We start from the raw sequence: 19,459 nt of genomic DNA on the forward strand, positions 1-19,459 counted from the left end.
ATACCCTTAAACGGCTGCCCATATACCTGTTACCGTGGTAGATACATTATGTGTATTTACTTATCTTTACACAATTTGGTTTTTTCACCCTGTCCTACTTATTATGTGCTGATTTTGTTAGCGTGCTAACGTCCAATTTGTCAAATAACAGATTTAAGCCCCTCTATGCAGTTTGAGCATTCTCATCTGATGCTTGCTCTGCAACATTTTTCAAGCGGCTTGATCTGATTTTGCGAATGCGATCGCTATTTCGAACACCGCCCGCCATCTCATATTCGCGGCTGTCTTTGCCGTACTTGATTGCAACCACCATCAGCATCTTCTCAGAAAGCTGACTCAAGTTTTTTTCCATCTCTTCAATTTCAGTTTTAGAAGAGTCAACCACAGACAGAGCTGTATTATAAACATCAAGTTTATTGCGTAACTGCTCAATTGACTCAATCAATTTTTCCAGATTATAATTTTCGTCAAATTTGATGCTTGGAACAATCGATTTTAGTCCGGCGGATCTTAATTGAGCTTTTTCTAAAATGCGGGATGTACGTTTTTGACGAGACATAAAATTACTCCTTTAAGATGCTGCTAAAGCTAGCTTGGCTTAATTAAACTACGTTTCGGTTCAGCAGAACTCGCAGTTTTTGCTTATAAAATTTTCAGGTTATATCAGTAATTTTTCGGTATCTAATTAATATCAAAAGGTAAAATTTAAACCACTCCCAACACGAGGAACACCTTTCCCGGCACGAGGAACACCTTTCCCGGCACGAGGAAGACCACTCCCAATACGAGGAACACTGCTCCCAGCACGAGGAACACCGCTCCCAACACGAGGAACACCGCTCCCGGCACGAGGAAGACCACTCCCAACACGAGGAACACCGCTCCCAGCACAAAGAACACCGCTCCCAGCACAAAGAACACCGCTCCCAGCACAAGGAACACCGCTCTCAGCACAAGGAACACCGCTCCCAGCACAAGGAACACCGCTTCAGTTTGTTGGAGAGTACGTACATGCAAAGCAAAGCGTCTAATGGATGCCTCAAAAATTTGCTTAACTGTCTTAACTGTCCTTGCGTCTTTAATGGCGAGTGCTAGATAATATCAAGCACGGTTTTCAAAAAAGCTGTAAATCCTGAGTTAATCGATATATATAAAAAAAGGCAGAAAAATGGATCTTGATAATTTAGCTCAAATTTCTAAACGAGATTTGGAAATCATTCAACTACATCAGTTTCAACAACCCATCTACTGTTGTAATGTCACTGCAATTGCCTATGCCTTTACCGCATTGGGATATCTGACGACTGTTGATGAGATTTTTTATGCTACCCAACTGCCGATCGCATCGGTTTTAGATGATGGCATGACGTTAGCAGAAACCTACGATACTTGTCGAACTTATCTTGAAAAAAAAGGAATACCTGTGTCCATTCGGGTAGAGCATTTTGATAAACCGAGTATGACGCTCGAAGCATTCACCCGTGAAGTTGAAGCTGCCGTTTGTGATGAAACTGATGTCCACATTCTTAACTTCAATACCCGTATTGCCCATGAAAATCCCAGTTTAGAAGGTGGTCACTTCTCCTTATTGGCAGACTATGACCCGAAAACTCAAGAAATAACCATTGCAGATACAAATCCTAAACGGTATACCCGGTTTTGGAAATGCCCAATTCAACGTATATATGCCGCTTGCGTAGATAAAGATTCCTCATCGAATCGCTCTCGTGGCATGATCGTGCTTCGCAGGCTGGAGAAAGCCAATCTAGCAGCTAACGGAGTGGTTCATCCATCAGAAATCGCCTTGAACGCTCTCCATTCTGAATAAGTGCTTAGAATCACAGCCAATCATTTTTAAAACTTCTAAAAGATCGAATTTGATTTTTTGTGAAACCGCTTCAGAATAAATCATCACAAAGACGCGATAAATCGCCGTCTCTACAATTAGTCTTTTGTAGAGACGGCGATTCATCGCGTCTCTTCTCTTAATTCACGTCATGTTAAGAAATCAAGACTCCATCTCAGCCAATTCTAACCAGCGTTCAGTCGCCACATCGATCGCGTGCTTGAGCTTTTCCACATGATCATACAATTTCTGCACTTGGCTATAATTACCCGGTGACACATTCGCTAGGGTTTTCTCGGTTTCTTCTTTCTCAGCCTCTAACTCGGCAATTTTACCTTCCAACTGCTCAAATTCTTTTTTCTCCCAATTGGATAATCTCCGCCGCTTTGTATTCTCTACATCCTTGGGTGAAGCCGCACCATTATTTTGAACTTCGACATTTTTAGGCTTCTCCTTAGTGTTCGCAGCTTGTTGCTGTGCTTCTTCAGCCTTCTTATAGTCTAGATAAATCGAATAATTACCTGGATATTGCCGGAGATTACCGCCTTCCTCAAAGGAAAATACTGTGTCGATGGTGCGATCGAGAAAGTAGCGATCGTGAGAAACTACAATTACACACCCGACAAAATCTTCTAAATAATCTTCTAATACTGCCAACGTCTGAACATCTAAATCGTTTGTCGGTTCATCTAAAATCAAGACATTGGGCGCACTCATCAAAACCCGCAACAGAAATAAACGGCGTTTTTCACCACCAGAAAGTTTATTAATTGGGGCATACTGTTGATTACCAGGAAACAAAAACCGCTCTAACATTTGTGAAGCGGTAATTTGAGTTCCATCGGTAATTTTGATAAATTCACCTTCTTCTTTGATGTAGTCAATCACGCGCTGATTTTCGTTTAAAGCTGTGAGCAATTCTTCAGAATGCTGGTCAAAATAACCGATGTGAATTGTAGTCCCAATTTCTGCAACACCTGAATCTGGCTGAATCTGACCAGTAATAATATCCATTAAAGTGGATTTACCAGCACCGTTAGCGCCGATAATCCCGATGCGATCTTCTGGACTAAATTCGTAGGTGAAATTATTAATTAAGGTGCGTCCATTGTATGCCTTAGAAACGTTCTTTAATTCAATAACTTTTTTGCCAATGCGACGACCAACTGTAGAAATATCAACTTTACCCTGAACTTCTTTAAATTCAGTATCCCGCAGAGCATGAGCGCGGTCAATTCTAGCTTTTTGCTTAGTACTTCTAGCTTTTGGCCCTTTTTTGAGCCATTCTAACTCGCGTCGCAATAAGCCTTGATGTTTCCGTTGACTACTTATGGCAGATTCTTCAGCTAAAGCTTTCTTTTCGAGGTAATATGAATAGTTACCTGTATAGGTGTAAATGTCGCCTCGGTCAATTTCCACGATCCGATTGGTGACACGATCTAGAAAATAGCGATCGTGGGTAATCAGAAAAAGTGCGCCGCGATAGCGATTTAAATAACTTTGTAACCATTCTACAGAAAGAGCATCCAAATGGTTTGTTGGCTCATCCATAAGCAAAACATCGGGTTCTGCTAACAATGCTGATGCTAGAGCAATGCGCTTGCGATAGCCTCCAGATAAAGTGCCTATCTTGGCATCGAAGTCAGAAATTCCTAATTTGGTGAGGATGATTTTAGCATTAGTTTCTAATTCCCAAGCATCATTTGTATCCATCTTTTGCATCACCGCAGAAAGACGAGACATCAGTTGGGTATCATCTGGATAGTGAGCTAATTTATCTGATAGTTCTTCATACTCACGCACCAAAGCTGTATGTTCACCACTGTCAGCAAAAACTTGCTCTAAAACTGTGTGATTTTCATCTAAATCGGGCTGCTGGGGTAAGTAGATGATTTTAGAACCGGAGTTAATTATAATTTGACCGCTATCAATGGATTCTAACCCAGCAATCATTTTTAATAGGGTTGATTTCCCTGAACCATTAGTACCAATTAAGCCAACCTTATCGGTAGCATCAAGGCTAAAGCTGGCATCTTTTAAAACTTCTTTGATGCCAAAATCTTTTTTAACCGACTGGAGTGTAATAATACTCATAAAATCTAGTAATTTTTCATTGATCGTTAGTTAGTAGGTAAAGTACATACCCTACCTACATTCGCCGAATTCTATACAAATAAATCCAAAGGTAGATGTCCATACATTTCGTTGATTCCGTCTTCGTGGTAAGACTGACAAGATACTAATACTCCACGATGATGTCCAGCATAAGAATCAAGATAGCACAAGCCATTTTTACCGTTTAATTTGATATAAACTGGCCCTTCAGGTGTCAGCAAATTGTTTGGTGGTTCATAACCCAAAGCCAAAGAATAGGTCTTCATAGCCAGTATTCCTTCTTCTGCTGTATCGGCACAAATTCCTAAAATTTGATAATCAGCAAGTTTAGTTACCAAAATTAGGGCATCACGAATTACTACTTTTTCTGATGGCTTGAGAATAGGCGCGATGTCTAGACAGTTAAATTTATTCAGTAATTTTTTCGCTTCTTCGGCGGTGAGATTGTGAGGATTTGGGGTTGACATAAACTTTGATTGATGAGCTTGTTGGTTTTTCTGTTGTGTTTGAGTTGGGACTAGCCCAACTTATACTATTTTGGATTTTAGACTTTCCTGCGGAACGCTACGCGAACGGCTTCTCTCCGAGACGCTGCGCGAACGCTCAATCGAACGATTTTAGATTGCAAATCGTCCAAGTATTGGAGAATTTGTCTGAAAAACAGAGCAAATTCCATAATAGAGAGCTTGTTATCTAATGCCAACTCCTTACGGTTGATTTGGGACATTCCCCAGGTTGAATATGAAGGGTACACCGCTTTTTGAGTCGCCACCCATAACGAGGACTTTGGGCATTTGAGCGCCGCCACTCTTCCAAGCTTCAATTGCTTCTTTTTGTAAAACTAACTGTCCTCCTTGGGCTTTGAGTGTCTCTGCTAAAAGCCTTTGAGCTTCTGCTCTACCTTTGGCGCGATTCACATCCGCTTGTGCTTCTTGTTCTGCTTCCCGTGCTACGTAAACGGCTCTTTGCGCCCGTTGTTCAGCAATTTGTTTTTCTTCCACTGCTCTGGCAAATTCTGGTGAGAATGCTAAATCAACTACGCTAGTATCTAACACAATTATCCCATATTTGTCTAAGCGATCGCCTAACGCTTGATCGAAGTCTTCTTTTAATTCACTTCTTTTAGTAATTGCTTCTTCTACTGTTCTTCTAGCTGCTGCAATTTTAAATGCTTCTTGTGTCTGAGGTGCAATGATTTTTGATACTATATTTGCTAAGGTTCCTTGTTTTCTTCTAACTTCCACTACCTTGATAGGATCGAGACGAAAGTTGATCGCAAATCTCGCAGATAAATTCTGCAAATCTTTTGTAGAACTCTCGGCTGGCACTTCAAATTTTTGAACAGTTAAATCATACACATCTATCACTGAGATAAAAGGCGGTTTCACGTGAATCCCTTCTAATAAAGCGCCATCTCTAGCTTTACCCAAGATGCTGATGACTCCTGCTTCCCCTGGGTTAATAATGATAAAGGAATTTAGCCCCAAAATCACTAGTGTTGCTAACACAATTCCTAAAACTGTGGTTTGCCAATTTCCAAATTGCTGATTTTTCAAATTCCTCTCTCCAATATGAATTTGTCATTTGTCATTGGTCATTTGTCATTTATCATTGGGCATAATTATTTTTATTCTCCCCATTCCCAATTCCCTATTCCCCGTTCCCCATTCCCCATTGTCCATCCTTAGTGATGATATTAACCAATTAGAGCGGTTTCTGGATGGGGAGCGAATGATATTATCCAAGTTTCCACAACTGTTTTAGTTTATTGTTGCAAACATCAGGGATATGCAAAACACAGATATAGTTGTTATTGGTAGCGGTATTGGCGGTTTGAGTTGTGCTGCTCTTTTGGCACGCTATGGCTTTGATGTGATAGTCTGCGAAAGCCACTCCATTGCTGGGGGCGCTGCTCATGGTTTTGAGCGTAATGGTTTCAAGTTCGACTCTGGCCCGTCTCTCTATTCTGGACTATCTTACAGCCCCTCTGCTAACCCTTTGCGACAAGTGTTAGATGCAATTGGTTCTGAATTGCCATGCGTCACCTACGATACTTGGGGTTGTTGTCTACCAGAAGGTGATTTTGACACGGCGGTTGGTGCAGAGCAATTTTGTGAAGTGCTGATGAAATTCTGTGGTGATGATGCTGTTGCTGAATGGCGAGAACTCCAGCGCGTTATGGAACCATTTGCTAAGGCTGCAACTTCTATACCACCAGCCGCATTACGCTTTGATTTTGGTGCAGCTAGAACTGTGGGTCCATTTCTCCCATCTATGACAAAAAATGTGGCGAATATAATTAAGCTGACAGGCCCCTTCAACCGGATTATGGATGGGGTTGTTAAAGACTCCTTTACCCGAAACTGGCTGAATTTGCTGTGCTTTCTCCTTTCTGGATTGCCCGCCGATGGTACTAGCGGCGCAGAGGTAGCATTTATGTTTGCGGACTGGTATCGCCCAGATGCAGTTCTTGAATATCCCATCGGTGGTAGTGGTGCTTTAGTTGACAGCCTTGTACAAGGATTAGAGCGTCACGGTGGGAAGCTGATGCTAGGCGCTCATGTGGAAGAAGTGCTTGTAGAAGGTAATCGTGCGGTGGGTGTACGTCTGCGCGATCGCTCCGAAATTCGCGCAAAACGGGCAGTGATTTCTAATGCCTCGGTTTGGGACACGCTGAAGTTACTACCAGAAAAGGCAATACCTAAACAGTACCGCAGCAAACGACAAGCTACCCCTGAGTGTGATAGCTTTATGCACCTGCATTTAGGCATTGATGCTCAAGGATTACAGTCAAATTTGCGGTGTCATTACATCGTAGTTAATAACTGGGAATTGGGCGTAACAGCACCTCAAAATGTGGTGGTTATCTCTATCCCTTCAGTTCTCGATCCATCTTTAGCGCCAGCAGGTAAACACGTGATTCATGTCTATACACCTGGTAATGAGCCATACTCTATCTGGCAAGGAATGGATAGAAGGAGTCAGGAATATGCCGAACAAAAGCGATCGCGTGCAGAAGTAATGTGGCAAGCGCTACAGCGGATAATTCCAGACATTCGCTCTCGCTGCGAAGTCACCCTTGTTGGTACACCTCTAACTCATGAGCGTTATCTCCGCCGTCACCAAGGTTCTTATGGCCCGGCAATTCAGGCTGGAACTGGTATGTTTCCTGGCCCCAGCACACCCCTACCAGGATTGATGTGCTGTGGCGACTCAACATTTCCCGGCATTGGTTTACCAGCAGTCGCCGCTAGTGGGCTGATTGCTGCCAATACCCTTGCACCAGTTAATAAGCATTTAGCAATGCTTCAAGATATCAAATACATTTAATTTTTCGAGTATAAAATCTAGTTGCCAAGAGAGCCGCACCTGCTGCCAAAACTGCTAGCACACTATCAGGTTCGGGTACGGCAGCAACTTGAGCATCAATTCGTGCAGTTCCAGCAAATAAACCTGTCAAGTCAGAGTTCCCTAATATCTTGGCAAACTCTGGAGAAACCAGCAATTTGACATCAGGGATGGTTAAATTTTGACCATCAAATACCACAGGTTCTGAAATACTCAAATCAAACAAAATTGTATTTAAAGAAAATGTGTCTCTTAAAAAAAATCCGCTAGCATCATTAACAATACGTTCTGGAGCAAAACCAATTGAAAACTCACCAACAGTAATTTGATTATTGAAGGTAACAGTGCCAGTATGCTCGATTGTACCTGAGAGCGGAGTAAAACTGTCGTCGTCGCTAAATGTAAAGTTAGTAGCTGAGTCGATGTTGAAGCCAACTAAATAATTGCTGGGAATTGGTGCAACTGTATTATTGCTACCTGTCAAGTTTAGCCCGATTCTTTTGAGAATATCCTCATGATCGCGATCAATGCTAGTAACTCCTGATATCACTTTAAAAGTTGCAGCTTCTACCTGCATTGGTGCAATTGATATAAAAGCTGCGGTAGTACAACCAACAATCCCTGCAAACTGAGAAAAACGCATATATATCCTTGATGATCTTTGTAGTTTATTTTATCTAATTTTTTTATCTGTTAATTTAAAAACTTATATATTTCCACTAAATAGTTACTCTTAAGAGGTAAAAAAATACTTTTTTAAAGATTGGATGAGGGAAATGTCAAGTTAATATCAAAATTTCAATCATACAGTTATAAATACAAAGTAAAATACATGGGTAGAAATAAATTTCACTTCTTAAAATGAAGTATAAGATATAAGAAGCAAGGCATTATAGATAAAATAATATAAAAATATAGTTACGTTTAATCATACCTAACCTCAATTATTTAGCCTTAAATCTAGTAATAATGATGTGGTCAAAGATAAATTTTTCCTGTAATTCTTGATAAGATTAGGTTAAGAGAATGTTTAAAAAGTCTTATTGTTGGTATCAAAAGTTTTAATCCTCCTAAATCCCCCGATAAATTGGGGTACTTTGATCCGGGTTTCCCCTTTTTAAGGCATAGGGTGGATCTCAAGTTCGTTCACAAACTTGTTCTAATCCACCAGCTTATTTTCTCCAAATTAGAATCTATTTCCTGCCAAAAGCTTGCTGATGAATGTTCTTCTGTTATTGCTGCGAATATTTGAGCTATACTGCCGAAATTTTTCTGAATTAACTGCTTCTCTAGTTTAGGAATATCTAATTTGAGATATTTCAAACGATTGGGTAACTCTACTTGTTCTTTGGTCGGCAAGTTAGTAATCTGCCCAACTTGTTCTAAAATTTTGTCTATCGATGCGACGACTTCTTCAATACTCGGTTTTTTAGTTTGTAATTGTAAATCTTTCTCCTCAAATGTTTCTTCTTGATTGCCTAACTTCACTACTACTATTTTGACGAAGAAAATATTGTAATCAATGCCACTAACTTCACCCACTTGGTTGTGATATTTTCCAATTTTATTAACAAGTACTATGTCTCCTCTCTCAATTTTCTCTTTCATAATTTATACTCTAAATTAAATTGCTAAATAATCTCTTCTACAGAAAATACTACTCTAAAGCCACAAACTCTTAGCCCACCGTCTGACTCATTCCAGCTACGACTGGCGCTGCGACACAGTTCGGCATTGAAACTCCAAGAACCACCACGTAGCACTCGGCGATTAATATCACCGCCAACTTCCCAGGCTGTACCATCTGAAGGTGCATCGCTGTAATTGTTGTGCCACGAGTCAGCGCACCATTCCCAAACTAGCCCGTGCATATCATACAATCCAAAAGCGTTGGCGACTTCAAAACTACCGACGTTAGTTGTTTCTTTACGGAATTTGCTTGTTGGTTCGATAGTGCAACTGACTAACTCAGAGGTAATGGTTTCGCCAAAGTGGAAGGATGTTGTAGTTCCAGCCCGACAAGCGTATTCCCATTCAGCCTCACTGGGTAAACGATAGTCGCGTCCAGTTTTTTCTGATAGTCTGAGACAGAATTCTACAGCCTCATACCAAGATACATTTTCTACTGGTCTATCTAAACCTTTAAATTTTGATGGATTGGGATTTAAAGCTTGTTTGATTTTGGGTAAAGCTGCTACTACTCTCCACTGTGCTTGAGTTACGGGAAATTTTCCCATAAAAAATGGTTCGACGGTAACTTTATGCCGAGGACGTTCATCAGCATCTCCTTCAAACTCCGGTGAACCCATCATGTAAGTACCGCCAGGAATCGATACCATTTCTAAGGTGACAGATTTACCCAATTCTTCCGCAAAGAAGTTGGCATTACCACTCATGCGGTTTACTTCTCTACCACCTGTGTCTACTGTCACTACGTCAAATTCAAAAGTTTCTAAGGGAGGTAATGGTACTATTCTTTTTTGTGGTAGCGGCGGTAATATAGGTTGAGACATCGAAACGATTTTCAGGGCAACAGGTTCAATATTCGATGTTGCAAATTTCAAATCATTGATAACTTCTACTGCTGTTTGATATCTTTCACTGGGTAGATGTTTTAATAATTTCTCTAAAATTCTTCCTAAGTCGTCGCTAATAGTAATACCTTTTTCTTGTAATTTTTCGCGCCACAACCATTTAGCATTCATGGCATCATAAATAGGGTCATTAACCTGTCCAGAAGCATCCTGCAAAGGTAAACATCGAGTTAAAAGACGCACACAAGTTACACCCAAAGCATACAAATCACTACCGTGACAAGCAAATCCAGCCATTTGTTCGGTTGGGGCATAACCAAGGGTATAAATTACTGTCGCTTGTCTTCCTAAACTGGTTTGTGTTAACTGTTTAGCACCGCCAAAATCAATTAATACGGGTTTTTGATCGCTTGCACGGCGGATAATATTTTCTGGTTTGATATCCCGATGAATGACGTTATGGGTATGAATAAATTCCAGAACTGGCAATAAGTCAGCTAAAAGTTCCCAAATCTGTTTTTCACCATAGATTTGTTGCTGAACTTCTTGTAAGAGAGTTTTTCCTTGAATGAATTCTTGGACAAGATACAAACTAGCACCTTGCTCAAAATAAGCTAGTAATCTAGGAATTTGGGTATGATTTTCTCCTAGTTCATACAACCTAAAAGCCTCTTCTTTAAAAAATTCTGCTGCTTTGGTGCGTTGTCCGGTTCCCTGAAATTGGGGGAAAAATTGCTTGATAACGCAAGGCGCATTTAGTCTGTCTACATCCTCTGTAGCATAGGTTCTACTAAATCCACCTTCACCTAAAAGTCTTAATACGCGGTAACGGCTTCTTAGAAGTTTGCCAAAGTTGCTTTGTCCGCAACTCACGCAAAATCTATTGCTAGCAGAGTTGAATGGATTTGAGCAATTGGGATTTTGGCAGATTTGCATAATGAGGGGGAAATAGCATTTTCTCCAAAGTTAGCCCCAATATTATCTAATTGAAAACAGTTATGTAGAGAAGCGAACACGGAAGTTTATTCATGTGCTTAAACTTCTTTTAACACGAGAACAAGAAGATGAATAAATTTTATATATTTATTTATGTTGGGACGTTTTTAACTATTGGTAAATACAAATACATAAGTATGAATAATGTAGAAGAGTTTACATTGCAACGTCTCTTTTAATATAGCTTTTTTTTCCATCCAAAAAAGTTCATGGAGAACCAAGTTATCCATAATTTTGATTATTAATTACAAGTTTTATTTTTAGCTTTTATTTTCTCCAGAAGCGCGAATTAATTCAGCTATAAATGCAACCATCGCAGATACTGAAATCAACATGACACTCAAAGCGTTAATATCAGGCTTGACTCCTGTTCTAATCCGACTAAAAATTTCCATTGGTAGGGTGTTAGAACCGCTACCAGCAGTAAAACTAGAAATGAGAAAGTCATCTAGGCTGAGGACAAAGGCCAAAAGACAACCAGCCAAAATACCAGGCATCAGTTGAGGTAACAATACTTGGATGAAAGCTTGGATTGGTGTAGCACCTAAATCTAGTGCTGCTTCTTCTAAGTGGGGATCTAAATTGGTAAGTCGTGAAGCAACTACAAGTCCGACATAAGCTAGACAAAACACGATATGGGCTGCAACTATCGTCCACAAACTTAGGGGTATGGCAAAGGCGGCTAAACAAACTAGGGTTGCCACTGCGATCGCAATATCGGGAATAATTAATGGTAAGTAAGCAACACCCCGATACAATTTCTTGCCAGGAAATTCGTAACGCGCTAACCCAACCGCCATCAAGGTTCCCAGCACGGCTGAAACCCCAACTGCACAACCAGCAACTATCATACTGTTTTGCAAAGCTGATAAGATGCGATCGTCGCTGAACAACTTGCGATACCAATCGAGAGTGAATCCTTGCCAAGTTGCGCTATAGGGCGACTGATTGAAGCTATAAAAGCTAAGTACCAGTATAGGCAGGTACATGAACACAAATATTACTAGTGAGAAAACCGCCTGCCATGAGACACGCGGTTTTTTGAGAGATGGAGAGATATTCACGTTTATATATATAATTTTTATTGATAGCAATATAAAATATCATATTTAATGTAATAAGTCAACAACTTAACTCTGTTTTCTCCCTTTGGACTACTAGAAATCTAACTCATGGAGGTAGAAAAATTAAATTCTCGTGACTTCCTATTGCCTTTAAATAAGGTTAATAGGAACAGAAATGATTGTTACCTTGAAAAACTTGGATAGAACTTCTAACAAAATTGCTGTTTTTGATTTCAAAATACCTAATTTACCAAAATCTGTCTTTTGGACGGCTAGAGTTTATCTTTTAGAGTACGGAAAGCCGTCCAAAGAGTACCTACACGTTTTATTATTTAATTAATATTTGTAAATTCGATAGTTGATAACCTAAATTGGATATTTATCGCCTAATATGACTATTTAAAGTGAGTTTTGGCAATTTTATAAAGTTATTATTTATCAAAAAATCTATATTCAAAATTACACCAAACAACCAAAAATTAATATTTAGGAATGTATTTACCTCTTTAGGAGTGGGTAATTTCCGTACTAGGATAGACAAGGAATATAGAAGAAACAGCATAAGATTTGAAGGAAATTGTTAATAAGTTTAGTATCTGAAGTTACTTTCTGATGCCAAGTGAATCAATTACAAGCACTACGACAACAGAAATAAAAAACTTCTAATTCTAGTTTTATTTTTTAGGAGGTTTGTGATGAGAATTGCTCAAGTAGCTCCATTATGGGAAAGAGTTCCACCTCCAGCTTATGGAGGTATAGAGTTAGTAGTGGGGTTACTGACCGATGAATTAGTCCGACGCGGACACGAAGTAACTCTATTTGCATCGGGAGATTCTATCAGTCTGGCAAAGCTTGTGTCAGTCCATCCCCGTGCCCTCAGACTCGATCGCACTATCAAAGATTACAGCGTTTATGAAATGCTGAATCTCGCTTCAGTGTATGAACGCGCAGAAGAATTTGATATTATTCACTCCCATATCGGGCATGGGGCACTGGCTTACGCAAATCTCGTCAAAACCCCTACAGTTCATACGTTGCACGGTATTTTTACCCCTGACAACGAAAAGATGTTTAGTTTTGGTAAAAAACAACCTTACGTCAGTATTTCCGATGCACAACGAGAACCAAGGTTAGGGTTGAACTGTATAGCAACGGTCTACAACGGTATTGATGTCAGCAGTTATAATTTTCACGCTCAACCAGAAGATCCGCCTTACTTAGCGTTTTTGGGTCGAATATCTCCTGAAAAGGGAGCGCATTTAGCAATAGAAATTGCAAAACTTGCCGGTTGGTGTTTGAAAATGGCAGGTAAGGTAGATGTCGTTGATGTGGAATACTTTGAGAAGGAAATCAAACCCCACATCGACGGAGAGCAAATTCAGTATTTGGGTGAAGCTAATCATGCTCAAAAAAATGCCCTCATGGGAGGCGCATTTGCAACTCTATTCCCCATTACTTGGCGGGAACCCTTTGGATTAGTGATGGTTGAGTCAATGGCTTCGGGTACGCCAGTGATTGCGATGAACTTGGGGTCTACTCAAGAGGTAATTTCCGACGGTAAGACGGGTTTCCTCTGCAATAATCTTCAAGAGTGCATCAGTGCTGTGGATCGGGTAATAGAGTTAGACCGCTATACTTGTCGTCAATATGTCGAAGACCTTTTCAGCGTTGAGCAAATGACTGATGGCTATGAAGCGGTTTATCAAAAAATAATAGCAGAACGATTTTCTCGGAATGGGCATTCACGCAGTTTGATTAGTTTAAGTAGCGATCGCATTTAATTTGTGTGCTTAAGAGGTTGTTTGAAAAGAAGTTAGCTGTGATTTTAGATACTCATTGATCCCCCCTAACCCTCCTTTTTAAGGGGGGAATCGGAGTCAAAGTCCCCCTTTATAAGGGGGATTTAGGGGGATCTTATTTTTTAAACAAAGACTGCTACCAAATCACGCGATCGCGCCATTTTTCCAATGTCTTCGCCTTAACCCCTGGAACTCTTTCTAAGTCTTGTAAAGATGTAAACTTTTGCTGTTGACGGCTAAGAATTATCTGTTGTGCTAACTTACTACCCGCGCCAGGGAGAGTTTCTAATTCTGCCAAACTTGCAGTGTTAATATTTATTTGTTTAATTGCTTGTAGTTCACTTGATGAAGAACTTTTTATCTGGGGACAGCGTGTTTGTTCTAATTTAACTTTTTCTTGAATTGCTGGTGGTAAGCCGGGTTTAACTTTGGCATAAAGACGAGCAAATTCTCGCACATAGTGAGCCGCAACTATGGGATTTTCAATTACTACAAGTGTCTCATCATTACCATTATTGGCAGCATCTGACCAATTATGAGAACCCGTAATTACTGTTTGGCTATCTATTACACCAAATTTGTGATGCAATAAATCGCCTTTGGGTAAGACAGGTACACCTACAGTAGTAATAGGATTTTGCCAAGGATGGTTATCAACTTCATATTTACATTTATTACTAAGAGCAACTCCCATCATATCTAAGGCTTCACTGTAGGGACGATATGCAAATTGTGGTTCAATTAAAGCGCGAATTTGTACGTTTTGTTGATGGCGATTTTCTAAGATATTGGCAAGTCGCTGATCGGAAAAGACAAATAAGGCCATGTCAACAGACTTAGTTGCTGAATCTAAAGTTTTACCAATTAAGCCATTACTACTGTTACTCCAAGATTGAGTTGGAGAATTTGGCGAAAATTGTACAGTAATTGTGGTTTGATTTAATGTAATTTTTTGAGGCGATCGCATCGGTTTTTGTAAGCCAAATCGACTATCTGGCTTACCTTCTGGCCCATCTCCCCACATAATATTAAACTCTTCTGTAAATAAAGATGCTAATTCTGGGCTGTCAATCTGCAATAAGTTATTGGCATTGCCTAAAGTATTGGAATTTGTAAAATCACCAGATGTATCACTTAACGTAAAATTCGCTGAAGTGATAATTACAATGCGATTATCTACAATCACAAATTTATGGTGCATCAAGCTGCTACCTGCTGAACCATCTGCTTGATCGTCTATCCAGGGAATTTTAGCATTCTGCAAAATTATCAAAGCATCTCTTTGATTGATTTCTGCTGGGCTGAGTTGATTATCTTGGTTAATATCGATAAATTTGCGAAATTCGTTGTAGCGTTCTTGTTCCCTTTTATCTAACTTACTTACTTCAGCAGATGTTAAACTACTCCAAGGTCTGCTGTAGATATTTTCTAAAATTATCCTGACTTTTACCCCAGCTTTTTGTCTATCAACCAGTGCTTGGGCAACTTTGGGTAAACGTAATTCTTGCACCGCCACATCGATCGTAGATTTAGCGTGCATAATAGCATTGACAATTTCTTTTTCTAAATCATCTCCGAAGCGAGTTTGCTGACGGTAAGATTCTTTGTATTCTGAAGACTCAGAATGGTTAAAGTAGACTTGAACTAAAGGGTCTTGTGGTAAAGGTGCTGGACGCTGATTATAAGACTGGACTCGTTGACAACCAGCGAGGGAGAATATTAGTAAAAAGATATATGAAAAATATCTTTGTCTAGAGATAAGTTGCACTGTAATCTGTTAAAAGTGGATTGGGAGTGGACAGATTTATCATTCCCAAAATTTTGTGTTCTGAATTAAGTAAAAAAATAACTTTCTAAACAAAGGGAAAAATCCACTCCTAGATGCAGAATTACAAAGATTTTTTTCAGGATTTATCCACATTCTGAAAAGATCGCCAGCCTATTACCAAAGTGTGTTCTCACCATTATCGGCTATATGCAAATTTATCTAGATTACAGCGCTACTACTCCCACTCGAAAAGAAGCGATCGCAGTTATACAAACAGTCCTGACTCAGCAGTGGGGCAATCCCTCCAGCTTACATGAGTGGGGACAACGGGCTGCAACGGTTGTTGAACAAGCCAGAGTTCAAGTTGCTGGTTTAATTAACGCCGCCAATCCAGAATCGATCATTTTTACCTCTGGTGGCACTGAGGCAAATAATTTAGCGATTATGGGTGTGGCTCGGTTGTATGCTGTTCCTCAACATCTAATTATTTCCAGCGTCGAGCATTCCGCAATTTCAGAAACAGTAAAGTTGCTAGAAATGTGGGGTTGGGAAGTTACGCGCTTGTCTGTAGATGTTAAAGGTAGAGTCAATCCCTTGGATTTAAAGGCGGCGTTGCGACATAACACAGTTTTAGTTTCCATAATTTACGGTCAAAGTGAAGTAGGGACAGTGCAACCGATCGCAGCATTGGGTAAAATTGTGCGATCGCATGGTGCTTTGTTCCATACAGATGCGGTGCAAGCTGCGGGACGTTTACCTATAGATGTGCAACAACTTCCAGTAGACTTACTTAGCCTTTCGAGTCATAAAATATATGGCCCCCAAGGTGCAGGGGCGTTGTATGTGCGTCCTAGTGTGGAATTGATGCCCTTACTAGGTGGTGGTGGGCAAGAAATGGGGCTGCGTTCTGGTACGCAAGCAGTACCGATAATTGCCGGATTTGGTGTAGCAGCAGAATTAGCAGCGCAAGAATTAGCTATAGAAACACCACGATTGATTGAGTTACGCGATCGCGCCTTTGCCCAATTAGCTGAGATTCCTGGTTTAATTCCTACAGGGGACGGCTGCGATCGTTTACCTCACCATGTCAGTATGTGCTTAGAAAACGCCGACGGGAAAAAACTTAGCGGTAAAGCCTTGGTACGACAGCTAAACCTTGCTGGTATCGGCATCAGTGCTGGTGCTGCCTGTCATAGTGGTAAACTTAGCCCTAGCCCGATATTGTTAGCAATGGGTTATTCAGAAAAAGCTGCCTTGGGTGGAATTCGCATCACATTGGGGCGTGATACAACTGAAGCTGATATAGATTGGACGGTGATGGTGTTGAAGCAAGTTTTGCAGAGGCTAGCACCGGATTTATCTTTAGTTAAGCGTTAAACCAGTTGTGGGGTGTAATTTTTCAACCCAGATACAATTGCATCCTTACGCTCAGTGGATAGTAACCTCACCACTAAATTCCTATACTCTCCATGATGTAAGTTATAAAATTTTGATATTTCATTACAAATAGCTCTCTTTTTATAGATAAGAAGTGCTTTTTTATAATCCTTAATTTCTATAACTTTGGCATCTAAGTAAAGCAGCATCTCTCCTATCTAGAATTTGAAATAGCTATCCATAGCCAATCACCTTTACCATGTTGATTCTTTCACCACCGTCACATTTCTTAACAGGATTGTTAAGGCGATCGCAGTTCTCTATGTCACTGCCTGTGACAGTGGTAAACTTAGCCCTAGCATGATATTTTTAGCGATGGATTATTCCGATAAAGCGGCTTTGGGGGAAATTCGCATCACATTGGGGCGTGATCCGACGGAAGCTGATATAGATTGGACAGTAATGGTATTGAAGCAAGTTTTGCAGAGGCTGACACCAAATTTATCTTTAGTTAAGCGTTAAATTATTGGCAACTCTACTAAAATTTAACCCGTGTAAAGTCAAGGAATTCTTCATTGTCAGTGCAGATGGAAAAAATAATGAAATTTATTCAGGGCTTACGGGAAGAAATTAAAATAGAAAATAAGCGAGACTTAATCTAGCACTAGGTTACGAAATACTAGCTAATTTAAAAAAAATATCATGAACACTGCCAAACTCACCACTGATGGCACTCACCAAATAGTTATTTTGCCCGAAGACTTTCAACTTACTGGTACTGAAGTTTATATCAAAAAAATTGGTAACGCCATTGTCCTCATTGCCAAAGATAACCCCTGGCAATCCCTCATAGAGAGTCTAGACAATTTCTCCGATGACTTCATGAATTCTAGAGATCAGCCAGTTATTGACGCTAGAGAAAGTTTTTAAATGCGATACCTGCTTGATACGAACATCTGCATTTACCTGATAAAGCAAAAACCCAAAAAAGTACTGGATAGATTCCAAACTCTTAGCATTTCTGATTTGGGTATCTCCTCCATCACTGTTGCTGAACTCGAATATGGAGTTGCCAAAAGTCAACAGCAAGAGAAAAACCGCATCGCCCTGATGCAATTTCTGCTACCTCTAGAAATTGTCGAATTTAATCAAGCAACTGCAACAATTTACGGCAGCATCAGAAGCGATCTCGAAAGTAAAGGACTTATTATTGGTGCAATGGATATGCTCATAGCTTCTCATGCGGTGAGTTTAGGAGTTACCCTTGTCACCAATAATGTGCGAGAGTTTTCTCGTATTTCTACGCTCCTATTAGAAAACTGGATTGAGTAGTTGTGAATAGGCGAGGTGTTCGGTATTGTTAAACGACTTTTTCCCAAAAGCTAATATTTTGAGTCATAAAGGAGTTCAAGCATGACTTAATTTTTATGACTTTTGAGGCTTTTATTGAATGAATAAATTCAGCATTGGGATTGGGGTGTTTATTGGCTCTACGATTGGCAGCTACATCCCAGTCTTGTGGGGTGGAAGTTTGCTATCGTTCGCCTCGATCTTCTTTAGCGTTATCGGTGGTATTGCAGGAATTTTGCTTGCGTATCGCGTATCAAAATATCTAGGTTTTATCTGATCGGCGCTCTATGCCATTGTCGCTGAAAGTTTTAAACGAGTCTTTTTCTAACAGATAAAATTTTAAGTGTGTCTTCTATGCGATCGCACTTTAAATTTGGAATGTAAAACACCTTTGTGTTTACTCCCTCAATCATAGCCAATACTGGAACAATGGAAGTAATGCTAAAGCGACATAACAAACTATGAGTGAACTTCCTAATACCCTTGAAGATGCGATCGCCCAATCTCGTACAGCCGTCCAAGCTGCCCTTGCAGATGGTTGTGCTCGCATACAGGTTGAGTTCCTGTTTCCAGAACTCAAGTTTATGTCGGTGGCGGAACAATTTCTGCCACTGTTTACAGAATACGATTCCCGTTTGAAGATTTTCTTTGCTGACGCGGGGGCTGCGGCCTTAGCCCGCCGCAATTGGACAGATGCACCATTTCAAATTTTGGATATTGGTACGGGAAGGACTGCTTCCTTGCAAACAAAAATTCAGCCAGAGGATGAAATTTTCTTATTCATCGCCCCCACTTCCGTAGAAGTACCGCAGGTGGAAAAGCTATGTCAAGAAATAGGTGATCGCCCTGTAGTCTTTTTAAATCCCCGTTTAGAAGATTCTGGAACTGTGGGTATTGGTTATGCAGCAAGGCAAACTCGCCTGCGTTTCACCAATACCATTGAATCTTGTTATTACCTGCGCCCCATAGACGAGCAAAGCGCCCTATCTCGCTGCTATCCAGGACAGTGGGAAGTTTGGCTGGAAACCGACGGCGAATATCAAAGAATTGCTGAATTAACCACAAAACCATCGGGTGATGATTTGGATCAAATCCTTTTAAAAGGACAACCGCAAACAACAACGGATACTGCACCTGCGAGAAAGCCCAATGTATTTAAGAGTTTACAACGGTTCTTAAAGGCGTTGAGTAGTTAGGAGAAAGCAGAGGTAGCAGGAGGAAACTCGCTCATCTGCTACCTTATTTTGAGTTTTTTATTTATA

18 protein-coding genes and 1 pseudogene are annotated in these 19,459 nt (G+C 40.3%); 8 read left to right on the forward strand and 11 right to left on the reverse strand.

Annotated features, from left to right (window positions below):
• Nucleotides 1-163 precede the first annotated feature (163 nt).
• Complete coding sequence (locus H6G86_RS32165; protein WP_190937722.1) at nucleotides 164-559, reverse strand: hypothetical protein; 396 nt, start codon at nucleotides 557-559, stop codon at nucleotides 164-166.
• 146 nt (nucleotides 560-705) lie between these two features.
• Entirely contained in the window at nucleotides 706-1,017 is a 312-nt protein-coding gene (locus H6G86_RS32170) for a hypothetical protein (RefSeq protein ID WP_190937723.1), read from the reverse strand.
• A gap of 151 nt (nucleotides 1,018-1,168) precedes the next feature.
• On the opposite strand from H6G86_RS32170, the gene H6G86_RS32175 reads away from it, so the two are divergent.
• Complete coding sequence (locus tag H6G86_RS32175; protein WP_190937724.1) at nucleotides 1,169-1,828, forward strand: phytochelatin synthase family protein; 660 nt, start codon at nucleotides 1,169-1,171, stop codon at nucleotides 1,826-1,828.
• A gap of 180 nt (nucleotides 1,829-2,008) precedes the next feature.
• On the opposite strand, the gene H6G86_RS32180 is transcribed toward H6G86_RS32175, so the two are convergent.
• The 3 genes from H6G86_RS32180 to H6G86_RS32190 form a co-directional block, all read right to left on the reverse strand.
• Nucleotides 2,009-3,940 carry an ABC-F family ATP-binding cassette domain-containing protein gene (locus tag H6G86_RS32180; protein WP_190937725.1) on the reverse strand — a complete coding sequence of 644 codons (1,932 nt, stop codon included), beginning with the start codon at nucleotides 3,938-3,940 and terminating at the stop codon, nucleotides 2,009-2,011.
• Nucleotides 3,941-4,011: 71 nt separating this feature from the next.
• A complete protein-coding gene (locus H6G86_RS32185) occupies nucleotides 4,012-4,428 on the reverse strand; it encodes a DUF1824 family protein (RefSeq protein WP_190937726.1) in 417 nt (138 codons plus the stop codon).
• A 240-nt stretch (nucleotides 4,429-4,668) separates the two neighbouring features.
• Nucleotides 4,669-5,517: a prohibitin family protein gene (locus H6G86_RS32190; protein WP_012409195.1), complete on the reverse strand. Its 849-nt coding sequence runs from the start codon at nucleotides 5,515-5,517 to the stop codon at nucleotides 4,669-4,671.
• 232 nt (nucleotides 5,518-5,749) lie between these two features.
• On the opposite strand from H6G86_RS32190, the gene H6G86_RS32195 reads away from it, so the two are divergent.
• Nucleotides 5,750-7,291 carry a phytoene desaturase family protein gene (locus H6G86_RS32195; RefSeq protein WP_190937727.1) on the forward strand — a complete coding sequence of 514 codons (1,542 nt, stop codon included), beginning with the start codon at nucleotides 5,750-5,752 and terminating at the stop codon, nucleotides 7,289-7,291.
• Here the strand turns inward: H6G86_RS32195 and H6G86_RS32200 are convergent.
• The 4 genes from H6G86_RS32200 to H6G86_RS32215 form a co-directional block, all read right to left on the reverse strand.
• Nucleotides 7,278-7,952 (reverse strand): hypothetical protein, encoded by a 675-nt coding sequence (locus H6G86_RS32200; protein WP_190937728.1) that lies wholly within the window; start codon nucleotides 7,950-7,952, stop codon nucleotides 7,278-7,280. The two genes, H6G86_RS32195 and H6G86_RS32200, sit on opposite strands and share 14 nt — an antisense overlap.
• A 503-nt stretch (nucleotides 7,953-8,455) precedes the next feature.
• Nucleotides 8,456-8,917 carry a hypothetical protein gene (locus H6G86_RS32205; RefSeq protein WP_190937729.1) on the reverse strand — a complete coding sequence of 154 codons (462 nt, stop codon included), beginning with the start codon at nucleotides 8,915-8,917 and terminating at the stop codon, nucleotides 8,456-8,458.
• Between the two features lie 23 nt (nucleotides 8,918-8,940).
• Nucleotides 8,941-10,779, reverse strand: coding sequence for a bifunctional serine/threonine-protein kinase/formylglycine-generating enzyme family protein (locus H6G86_RS32210; protein WP_190937730.1), 1,839 nt, complete (start codon nucleotides 10,777-10,779; stop codon nucleotides 8,941-8,943).
• 320 nt (nucleotides 10,780-11,099) lie between these two features.
• Entirely contained in the window at nucleotides 11,100-11,903 is an 804-nt protein-coding gene (locus tag H6G86_RS32215; protein WP_190937731.1) for an ABC transporter permease, read from the reverse strand.
• Nucleotides 11,904-12,598: 695 nt separating this feature from the next.
• Between H6G86_RS32215 and H6G86_RS32220 the strand changes: the two genes are divergently transcribed.
• On the forward strand, nucleotides 12,599-13,684 hold the full coding sequence (locus tag H6G86_RS32220; RefSeq protein ID WP_190937732.1) for a glycosyltransferase family 4 protein: 1,086 nt from the start codon (nucleotides 12,599-12,601) through the stop codon (nucleotides 13,682-13,684).
• 154 nt (nucleotides 13,685-13,838) lie between these two features.
• Here H6G86_RS32220 and H6G86_RS32225 read toward each other — a convergent pair whose 3' ends face one another.
• Nucleotides 13,839-15,470 carry a DUF655 domain-containing protein gene (locus tag H6G86_RS32225; RefSeq protein WP_190937733.1) on the reverse strand — a complete coding sequence of 544 codons (1,632 nt, stop codon included), beginning with the start codon at nucleotides 15,468-15,470 and terminating at the stop codon, nucleotides 13,839-13,841.
• 207 nt (nucleotides 15,471-15,677) lie between these two features.
• Between H6G86_RS32225 and H6G86_RS32230 the strand changes: the two genes are divergently transcribed.
• Nucleotides 15,678-16,847, forward strand: coding sequence for a cysteine desulfurase family protein (locus H6G86_RS32230; RefSeq protein WP_190937734.1), 1,170 nt, complete (start codon nucleotides 15,678-15,680; stop codon nucleotides 16,845-16,847).
• On the opposite strand, the gene H6G86_RS32235 is transcribed toward H6G86_RS32230, so the two are convergent.
• The gene (locus H6G86_RS32235; RefSeq protein WP_190937735.1) at nucleotides 16,844-17,056 is read right to left on the reverse strand and encodes a hypothetical protein; all 213 of its coding nucleotides are present in this window, start codon (nucleotides 17,054-17,056) and stop codon (nucleotides 16,844-16,846) included. The two genes, H6G86_RS32230 and H6G86_RS32235, sit on opposite strands and share 4 nt — an antisense overlap.
• A 118-nt stretch (nucleotides 17,057-17,174) precedes the next feature.
• Here H6G86_RS32235 and H6G86_RS32240 point away from each other — a divergent pair.
• The 4 genes and pseudogenes from H6G86_RS32240 to H6G86_RS32255 all read left to right on the forward strand — a co-directional run.
• Nucleotides 17,175-17,369 (forward strand): annotated as a pseudogene (locus tag H6G86_RS32240) (cysteine desulfurase); the annotation flags it as partial.
• A 180-nt stretch (nucleotides 17,370-17,549) separates the two neighbouring features.
• The gene (locus tag H6G86_RS32245) at nucleotides 17,550-17,777 is read left to right on the forward strand and encodes an antitoxin (RefSeq protein WP_190937736.1); all 228 of its coding nucleotides are present in this window, start codon (nucleotides 17,550-17,552) and stop codon (nucleotides 17,775-17,777) included.
• On the forward strand, nucleotides 17,778-18,179 hold the full coding sequence (gene vapC / locus H6G86_RS32250) for a type II toxin-antitoxin system tRNA(fMet)-specific endonuclease VapC (RefSeq protein WP_190937737.1): 402 nt from the start codon (nucleotides 17,778-17,780) through the stop codon (nucleotides 18,177-18,179).
• A 479-nt stretch (nucleotides 18,180-18,658) separates the two neighbouring features.
• Complete coding sequence (locus H6G86_RS32255; RefSeq protein WP_190937738.1) at nucleotides 18,659-19,393, forward strand: DUF1995 family protein; 735 nt, start codon at nucleotides 18,659-18,661, stop codon at nucleotides 19,391-19,393.
• The last annotated feature ends 66 nt before the right edge of the window (nucleotides 19,394-19,459 follow it).

Origin of the sequence: Nostoc sp. FACHB-133, assembly GCF_014698055.1 — a bacterium.
In the GTDB taxonomy this organism is placed as follows: domain Bacteria; phylum Cyanobacteriota; class Cyanobacteriia; order Cyanobacteriales; family Nostocaceae; genus Nostoc.